Annotated in this window: 8 protein-coding genes; 2 read left to right on the forward strand and 6 right to left on the reverse strand. The window is 69.0% G+C overall.

Annotation, left to right across the window (positions count from 1 at the left end; all coding sequences use genetic code 11):
* The 5 genes from JWQ91_RS12110 to JWQ91_RS12130 all read right to left on the reverse strand — a co-directional run.
* Window positions 1-843 (reverse strand): ATP-binding cassette domain-containing protein (locus JWQ91_RS12110; RefSeq protein WP_297784291.1); only part of this gene is annotated, 843 nt, incomplete at its 3' end.
* Window positions 844-847: 4 nt separating this feature from the next.
* Window positions 848-1,693 carry a carbohydrate ABC transporter permease gene (locus JWQ91_RS12115; RefSeq protein WP_297784294.1) on the reverse strand — a complete coding sequence of 282 codons (846 nt, stop codon included), beginning with the start codon at window positions 1,691-1,693 and terminating at the stop codon, window positions 848-850.
* Window position 1,694: 1 nt separating this feature from the next.
* Window positions 1,695-2,642, reverse strand: a complete 948-nt coding sequence (locus tag JWQ91_RS12120; protein WP_297784297.1) for a sugar ABC transporter permease — start codon at window positions 2,640-2,642, stop codon at window positions 1,695-1,697.
* A complete protein-coding gene (locus JWQ91_RS12125) occupies window positions 2,639-3,955 on the reverse strand; it encodes an extracellular solute-binding protein (RefSeq protein ID WP_297784300.1) in 1,317 nt (438 codons plus the stop codon). Before JWQ91_RS12125 ends, JWQ91_RS12120 begins: the two co-directional genes overlap by 4 nt.
* Window positions 3,956-4,058: 103 nt before the next feature.
* Entirely contained in the window at window positions 4,059-5,726 is a 1,668-nt protein-coding gene (locus JWQ91_RS12130; protein ID WP_297784303.1) for an alpha-amylase family glycosyl hydrolase, read from the reverse strand.
* A gap of 101 nt (window positions 5,727-5,827) precedes the next feature.
* Between JWQ91_RS12130 and ndk the strand changes: the two genes are divergently transcribed.
* Window positions 5,828-6,235, forward strand: a complete 408-nt coding sequence (ndk, locus tag JWQ91_RS12135) for a nucleoside-diphosphate kinase (RefSeq protein WP_297784307.1) — start codon at window positions 5,828-5,830, stop codon at window positions 6,233-6,235.
* A 137-nt stretch (window positions 6,236-6,372) separates the two neighbouring features.
* Here the strand turns inward: ndk and JWQ91_RS12140 are convergent, their stop codons facing one another.
* The gene (locus JWQ91_RS12140; RefSeq protein WP_297784309.1) at window positions 6,373-6,999 is read right to left on the reverse strand and encodes a hypothetical protein; all 627 of its coding nucleotides are present in this window, start codon (window positions 6,997-6,999) and stop codon (window positions 6,373-6,375) included.
* Window positions 7,000-7,030: 31 nt separating this feature from the next.
* Here JWQ91_RS12140 and JWQ91_RS12145 point away from each other — a divergent pair.
* Window positions 7,031-8,352: TIGR03960 family B12-binding radical SAM protein (locus JWQ91_RS12145; protein ID WP_297784312.1), on the forward strand; the 1,322-nt coding region annotated here is incomplete at its 3' end.

The following is an 8,352-nucleotide window of genomic DNA, read 5'->3' on the forward strand; positions in this document are numbered from 1 at the left end:
GGGCCGGATGCCGGCCATCAGCAGGCCCTTGCCCTGGGTGCGCTCGGCCTTGCCGGCGGGCAGGGGGAACGTGCCGAACGGCAGGGTGACCTGGCCGTTCTCGACCGTCGCGGGCAGGAAATTCATCGGTGGCGAACCGATGAAGCCGGCGACGAACAGGTTGACCGGCTGCTCGTACAGCTCGCGCGGCGTAGCGAGCTGCTGCAGCACGCCACGCTTCATGACCGCGACCCGGTCGCCGAGCGTCATGGCCTCGGTCTGGTCGTGCGTCACGTAGACCGTCGTGATGCCGAGCCGCTTCTGCAAACGGGCGATCTCGGTGCGCATCTGGCCGCGCAGCTTGGCGTCGAGGTTCGACAACGGCTCGTCGAACAGGAAGGCCTTCGCCTCGCGGACGATGGCTCGTCCCATCGCGACGCGCTGGCGCTGACCACCCGACAGGTTGCCGGGCTTGCGCTCGAGGTGCTCGTCGAGGTCGAGGGTCTTGCTGGCCGCGCGCACCTTCTCGTCGACCTCGGCATCCTTCATCTTGGCCAGGCGCAGCGGGAAGGCGATGTTCTCGTAGACCGTGAGGTGCGGGTACAGCGCGTAATTCTGGAACACCATCGACAGATTGCGGTCGCGCGGGGCCAGGTCGTTGACGCGGTCGCCCCCGATGACCATGTCGCCGGACGTGATGTCCTCCAGGCCCACGATCATGCGCAGGAGCGTCGACTTCCCGCAGCCGGACGGACCGACCAGGATCATGAACTCCCCGTCGGCGACGTCGATGCTGACGTCGTTGACGGCGGGAAAGCCGTCGCCGTACTTCTTGACGATGTTCTTCATCTCGATGGCTGCCATGAGCTCAACCCTTCACTGCGCCGGCGGTCAGGCCGGCGACGATCTTGCGCTGGAAAAACAGGACGATGATGACAATGGGCACCGTGGCGACCACGGCGCCGGCGGCCAGCAGCGACGCCGGCCGGTTGAACGGGTCGTTGCCGACGAAGAACGACAGGGCCGCCGGGATGGGACGGGCGCGCTCGGTCGAGGTCAGCGAGATGCCGAACACGAAGTCGTTCCACGCGAAGAAGAACGTCAGGATCGCGGCGGTGAACACGCCGGGGGCCGCGAGCGGCACGATGACCTTGCGGAACGCCTGCCACGCCGTCGCGCCGTCGACCTGCGCGGCCTGCTCCATCTCCCACGGGATCTCCCGGAAGAACGCCGACAGGGTCCAGATCGCGAGCGGGAGCGTGAACGACATGTAGGGGATGATGAGCCCCGGCCAGGTGTCGTAGATGCCGAACGTGCGCCACATGTCGAACAGCGGGCCGACCAGCGACACGACCGGGAACATCGCGATCACGAGCGCCGTCGTCAGCACGAACTTCTTGCCGACGAACTCCAGGCGTGCGATGGCGTACGCCGCAAGCGTCGCGAAGATGACCGACAGGATCGTCGCGATCAGCGAGATGCCGATCGAGTTGATGATCGCCCGGGCGTACTGATCGTCCTTCAGGACGTCCTCGTAGTTCTGCCAGCCGGCTCTGCCACCCTTGGAGGGGAAGAAGCCGGGGCTGCCGTTGGTCACCGCCTCCTGCGACTTGAACGACAACGAGATGATCCATGCGACCGGCAGCAGGCACCAGACGAGGATCAGGACGAAGCCGATCCCGATGCCGAGGCGGCTCCTGAGCTGTTTGTTCATCTCAGCCCTCCTGTCGTGCGTCGGCGAGATTGACCCGGAACAGCTTGACGATCAGGAACGCCACCACCAGGACCGACAGGAACAGCAGCACCGACAGTGCCGAGCCGATGCCGAGCTGGAACTGCTCGATCACCTGCCGGTAGGTCAGGAACGAGATCGACTCGGTCCCGTTGGCGCCGGCGGTCATGACGAAGATGTTGTCGAAGATCCGGTAGGCGTCGAGCGCCCTGAACAGCACCGCGACCATGATCGCGGCACGCATGTTGGGCAGGATCACCTTGTAGAGCCGCTGCCACCACGTCGCACCGTCGACCTCGGCGGCCTCCAGCATGTCCTCGGACACCTGGGCGAGCCCGGCGAGGAGCAGCAGCGACATGAACGGCGTCGTCTTCCAGATCTCCGACGCCATGATCGCGATCATCGACGAGGGATACTCGGCGAACCAGTTGAAGTCGTCGCTGACGCCCGGCAACCAGCTGTTGACGAAGCCGTTGGTGTTGGAGAAGGCGAACTGCCACGCGAAGCCGGAGACGACCGTGATGACGCCGTAGGGGATCAGGATCGAGGTGCGGATCGTGCCGCGGGCGAAGATCACCTTGTGCATGACCATCGCGAACGCGAAGCCGATCACGAGCTCGACGACGACCGTGATGACCATGATCAGGACGGTGTTGCCGGTGTCGCGCCAGAACAGCGAGTCGCTCAGCGCCGTCGCGTAGTTGGCCAGGCCCACGAACTCCCGGTCGTCGGGCGCGGTGAGCGAGTAGCTGAACAGCGACAGGTAGAGCGCCCGCAGCATGGGGAACGCCGTGACCAGCAGCATCAGGATCAGGGCGGGTGCCACGAGCCTGCGGGCGAGCCTGTTCTCCGTGCGCGACCGGTCCGAGTCGGGCGGCTTGGTCTCCTCGGGGGCCGGCTTCTCCGCGCCGGTCTGCACAGATGTCGTCACAGCAGGGCCTTCCCTTGCAGGATCGCCGTCAGGAACTCCGCGGACTTCTCGGGCGTCGTGGAGCTGACCGACGTGGGCGAGTGCCAGCGCGACTGCAGGGCGCTCGAGATCTGGCTGTAGAACGCGCTCTTGGGTCGGGGACCGCCGGTGTCGACGCTCTGGCTGAACAAGGTGAGCAGGTCTGCCGGGTAGGCCTTGGCGAGCTCGGGTGAGTCGTAGACCGACTGCCGTGACGGCATGAGGCCCTCGTTGACCGCCAGCGCGGTCTGGGCCTCCTTGTTGGTCACGCAGATCGCGGCCTCCTGGGCATCCTCGGGATGCTTCGAGTAGGCGCCGACCCCGATGTCGATGCCACCGATCGGGGGCTTGGACACCTCACCGGCGACGGTCTCGGGGTAGCGGACCCAGCCGAGGTCCTCGAACTCCGCCTCGTCCTTGGGGCCGCCGGGCTTGCCGATCAGGCCCTTGTAGTTGCTGTAGACGAATGTCCAGTTGGTCATGAACTCGCCCGGACCGTCAGCCGGGAACATCGCGCCCAGGCTCGTGCCCTCGTTGGACGTGGAGAAGTCGGGCTGGGCCGCCTTGGAGTCGGCCAGCTTCTCGATCACGCCGGCGGCGTCCTCGCCTGCCTTGGAGTCGACCGTGACCTTGGCGTCACGCCCGTCCTCGACCGTCGACGGGTCGAGGATGTTGCCACCCGCGCCCTGGATCAGGGCGTTGATCCACACGACGTACGCCTCGTACTTGTTTGCCTGGACGCCGACCGTGCCGCCATTGTCGGCGGCCGCGTCGATGATCTGGTCCCACGTCACGGGCTTGCTGGTGGCGAGACCGGCCTCCTTGGCCAGCGACTTGCGGTACCAGAGCACCTGCGTGTTGGCCCACTGCGGAGCCGCCACGACCTTGTCGTTCCACTGGACCGTGTCGCCGGCGCCCTTGAGGACGTCGTCGTCGAGGACCTTGCCGGCGCTCGCCCCCTCGAACGGCGCGAGCCACTCGGCGTTGGCGAACTCCGGCACGAACACGGGATCCAGGCTCATCAGGTCCGTCGAGCTGTCCTCGGCCGCGAGGCGGCGCGCGAGCTGCGTGCGCTGGTCGGTCGCGCTGGCCGGCAGGAGCTGGATCTTGATCGTGTAGGAGTCGGTGCTGCAGTCCTTGGCGAGCTGGTTGAGGGTGTCCTGGCCATCGGGGTTGATGTACCAGTTGAGTGTCGCCTTGCCGCTGCCCGAGCCGCCGCACGCGGCCAGGGCGCTCATCGACAATGCCGCCGCGGCGATGCCGGCGGCGACCTTGCGGATCGAACCTGTCGTCATACCTCCCCCAACCACGTCCCTGGGGTGAGTCGCGAACGTGACGCGGGTCACAGGGACGAATCGAACGTATCCCTCGCCCGGGGTGAGTGCAACAGGACGTTGGTCAGAGCCGCAGCCAGACTGTCTCGTCAGTGTGCAGGTGGTCTCCGGGAGCGCGAGCCCCGCTCGACGCCAGGACGGTCATTCCGTCCGGGAGCGGCAGGGGATCCGCGCCGAGGTTGGCGAGCACCCGGACCCGGCCGCCGGGGGCCGTGACCTCGAAGGCCAACACGTCGTCTGGGTGGTCCGCGAGCCACGTCAACGCCCCCCGGCCGAGGCCCAGCTCGCGGCGCAGCCGCAGCAGGTCCTGGTAGAGCGTGAGCGTCGACCCGGCGACGCCGCGCTGGCGGTCGACGGCCAGCACGCCGTACTCGACCGGCTGGGGGAGCCAGGCCTCCGGGCCCGGGCCGAACCCGTACGACGGCACGCCGCCCTCCCACGGGATCGGCACGCGGCAGCCGTCCCGCCCGACGGACTTGCCGCCGGTCCGGGCGAACGTCGGGTCCTGACGGACCTCGTCCGGCAGGTGCGTCGCCTCCGGCAGCCCGAGCTCCTCGCCCTGGAAGACGTACGCCGAGCCCGGCAGGGACAGCATCACGGCGGTGGCCGCCCGGGCCCGCCGCAGCCCCAGTGCGGCGTCCGGCTGCGGGTCCTCGGGCCCGATGCCCTCGATCCGCTGCAGGCCGGGGCGCTGCGGGTAGCCCAGGCGGGTCGCGTGGCGGACGACGTCGTGGTTGGACAGCACCCACGTCTGCGGCGCGCCGACCGCCGCGGCCTGGTCGAGCGACCGGGTGATGGTCCGGCGCTGGTCGGCGGCGAGCCACGGGGTCATGAGGTACTCGAAGTTGAACGACTGGTGCAGCTCGTCCTCGCGGACGTACCTCGCCAGCGCCTCCGCCGGGAGGACCCACGCCTCGGCGCACAGGATCCGGTCGCGGTCCTGCCCCTCGACGGCGTACGAGTCGGTGAGCCGCCGCCAGCTGCGGTAGATGTCGTGGACGCCGGGCTGGTCCCACATGGGAGCGAGGGCCGTGGCGTCGGCGGCCGGGTCGAGGTCGTGATCGGTGTCGGGCAGCCCGTGGGCCTTGACGAGCCCGTGCGCGACGTCGATGCGGAAGCCGTCGACGCCCCGGTCGAGCCAGAAGCGCAGGACGTCCTCGAGCCCGTCGCGCACCTCGGGGTTGGTCCAGTCGAAGTCGGGCTGCGACGTGTCGAACAGGTGGAGGTACCACTGGCCGGGCGTGCCGTCGGCCTCGGTGGTCCGCGTCCACGCGGGCCCGCCGAACATGCTGGTCCAGTTGTTGGGTGGCAACGCGCCCCCGTCGCGGCCGTCGCGGAAGACGTACCGCGCCCGCTCCGGGCTCCCCGGAGCCGTCGCGAGCGCCGCTCGGAACCACGGGTGCTCGCTGGACGAGTGGTTGGGGACGATGTCGACGATGACCCGCAGCCCGAGCCCGTGGGCCCGGGTCGTCAGGGCGTCGAACGCCGCGAGGTCGCCGAACAGCGGGTCGACGTCGCGGTAGTCGGCGACGTCGTAGCCGGCGTCGTGCTGCGGCGAGGTGTAGAACGGCGAGAGCCACACGGCGTCGACGCCGAGATCTGCCAGGTGCGGGAGTCGTGCCGTGATCCCGGGGAGGTCGCCGATCCCGTCACCGTTGGCGTCGGCCCACGACCGGGGATAGATCTGGTAGATCACGGCGTCGCGCCACCACTGCTCGTCCGGTCCCGTCATGCCGCCTCCGTCCGGGCCGGTCGGCCCACCTCCCACAACGTACGCACGGCCCCGGGAGGCGTCCACGCCGGGCACGGCGGCGCGCAGGATAGGTTTTGGCCATGGCCCAACGCACCCTCGTCCTGATCAAGCCCGACGCCGTCCGCCGTGGACTCGTCGGCGAGATCCTGTCCCGCCTCGAGTCCAAGGGCCTGAGGCTCGTGGCCCTCGAGCAGCGCACGATCGACGCGGCCCAGGCCGACGCGCACTACGCCGAGCACGTCGAGCAGCCGTGGTACCCGCCGCTGCGCGAGTTCGCGATCTCGGGCCCCCTGGTGGCGCTGGTCCTGGAGGGTGACGAGGCGATTGCCGTCGTCCGCCTGCTCAACGGCGTCACGGACGGCCGTCAGGCCGCTCCTGGCACGATCCGCGGGGACCTGTCGCTGTCCAACCGGGAGAACCTCGTGCACGCCTCGGACTCCGAGGAGTCCTCGGCCCGCGAGATCGCCCTCTGGTTCCCGGACCTCTGACCTGACCCGATCCGCGACCGGCGCACACCGATCCGCGACCGGCGCACACCGATCCGCGAGTGGCGCAGACTGAAGAAGATGAGACGGCGAGTCGTCCACTTCTGCGCCACTCGCGGTCGGGTGTGCGCCAGTCGGCGTCAGGTGTACGTCTGAGGGACCAGGTGGTGGTCGACGGCGTGGAACTGGCCCCGGACGTCCTCGGGCAGCCAGATGACGTCGTGCGACCCCGAGGCGAGGTCGACGTCGCCCTCGAGGATCACGAGGTCGGCGACCTGGCGGGGGTGGTCCCGCTCCCGGTCCTCCAGCTCGAGCAGCGCGACCCGCAGCTGCACCCCGAACGGGTTGGGGTTGACCAGGCCGATGCCCCAGAACTCGTCCGGCTCGAGCGTCGCCTTCTGGTCGAGGTCGATCATCACAGCGGTGGTCTCGCCCTCCAGCGCGGGGTGGTCGTGCTGCTCCAGGTCGGTCAGGTGGATCTGCACGCCACGGACCAGGTGGTGGCCCATCCCGTCGAAGCGCAGCACGTCGTGCCCCGTCCCCCCGGCCGGCACGACGGTCGTGCCGCGGTCGGAGCCGTGCACCGTCGTGGTCGTGACGTGGGGGAGCGCCCGGCCGTAGATGTCGTAGGGCACGAACGCCATCGTCGGGACCATCGACACCTCGGTGTGGTTCTCGACCGTCAGGACCTGGTCGAGGCCGCCGTCCTTGGCGACGGGGACGTAGCGGAACGACAGCGGCGCCTGGGCGCGTTGCTTCCTTTTCACGGCTCGAGCCTAGGTCGTTACCCTAGGAGGCATGTCCGTCGAGTCTGTCTTCCCGCGCCTGGAACCCCTGCTGCCCTCCGTCGGCAAGCCGATCCAGTACGTCGGCGGTGAGCTCAACGCGACCACGAAGGACTGGGACTCCGCCGAGGTCCGCTGGGCGTTGATGTATCCCGACGCCTACGAGGTCGGGCTGCCCAACCAGGGCGTGCAGATCCTGTACGAGGTCCTCAACGAGCGCGACTGGATCCTGGCCGAGCGGACGTACGCCGTGTTCTCCGACATGGAGAAGGTCATGCGCACGCACGACATCCCGCAGTTCACGGTCGACGCGCACCGCCCGGTGCGGGCGTTCGACCTGCTCGGGATGTCGTTCTCGACCGAGCTCGGCTACACCAACTTCCTGAACGCGATCGACCTGGCCGGCATGCCGCTGCACGCCGTCGACCGCGGCGACGACGACCCGATCGTGATCGCCGGCGGCCACTCGGCGTTCAATCCCGAGCCGATCGCCGACTTCCTCGACGCGGCCGTGCTGGGAGACGGCGAGGAGATCGTCCTGGCGATCAGCGAGGTCGTCCGCGAGTGGAAGGCCGAGGGCCGGCCCGGCGGGCGCGACGAGGTGCTGATGCGCCTCGCGAAGTCCGGCGGTGTGTACGTCCCGAAGTTCTACGACGTCACCTACCTGCCCGACGGCCGCATCCAGCGAATCGTGCCCAACCGTCCCGGCGTCCCGTGGCGCGTCGCGAAGCACACCCTGATGGACCTCGACTCCTGGCCGTACCCCAAGAACCCGCTGGTCCCGCTCGCCGAGACCGTGCACGAGCGGTTCAGCGTCGAGATCTTCCGGGGCTGCACGCGCGGCTGCCGCTTCTGCCAGGCCGGCATGATCACCCGCCCCGTGCGCGAGCGCTCGATCGAGGGCATCGGCGCGATGGTGCAGAACGGCCTGGACAAGACCGGCTTCGAGGAGGTCGGCCTGCTGTCGCTGTCGAGTGCCGACCACACCGAGATCGGTGAGGTCGCCAAGCAGCTCGGCGATCGCTACGAGGGCACCAACACCTCGCTGTCGCTGCCGTCGACCCGTGTCGACGCCTTCAACATCACGCTGGCCAACGAGTTCAGCCGCAACGGCCGCCGCTCGGGGCTGACGTTCGCGCCCGAGGGCGGCAGCGAGCGCCTGCGCAAGGTCATCAACAAGATGGTGACCGAGGAGGACCTGATCCGGACCGTCGCGGCGGCGTACTCGCACGGCTGGCGCCAGGTCAAGCTCTACTTCATGTGCGGCCTGCCGACCGAGACCGACGAGGACGTCATGCAGATCGGCGAGCTCGCCAAGCGGGTCATCCAGACCGG

This window comes from Aeromicrobium sp. (assembly GCF_025965075.1).
Taxonomy (GTDB): Bacteria; Actinomycetota; Actinomycetes; order Propionibacteriales; family Nocardioidaceae; genus Aeromicrobium.

Bases quoted from the DNA above. Each gene is read 5' to 3' on its own strand.
- JWQ91_RS12125 (WP_297784300.1), bottom strand. From the start codon at position 3,955: ATGACGACAGGTTCGATCCGCAAGGTCGCCGCCGGCATCGCCGCGGCG.
- JWQ91_RS12115 (WP_297784294.1), bottom strand. From the start codon at position 1,693: ATGAACAAACAGCTCAGGAGCCGCCTCGGCATCGGGATCGGCTTCGTC.
- ndk (WP_297784307.1), top strand. From the start codon at position 5,828: ATGGCCCAACGCACCCTCGTCCTGATCAAGCCCGACGCCGTCCGCCGT.
- JWQ91_RS12130 (WP_297784303.1), bottom strand. From the start codon at position 5,726: ATGACGGGACCGGACGAGCAGTGGTGGCGCGACGCCGTGATCTACCAG.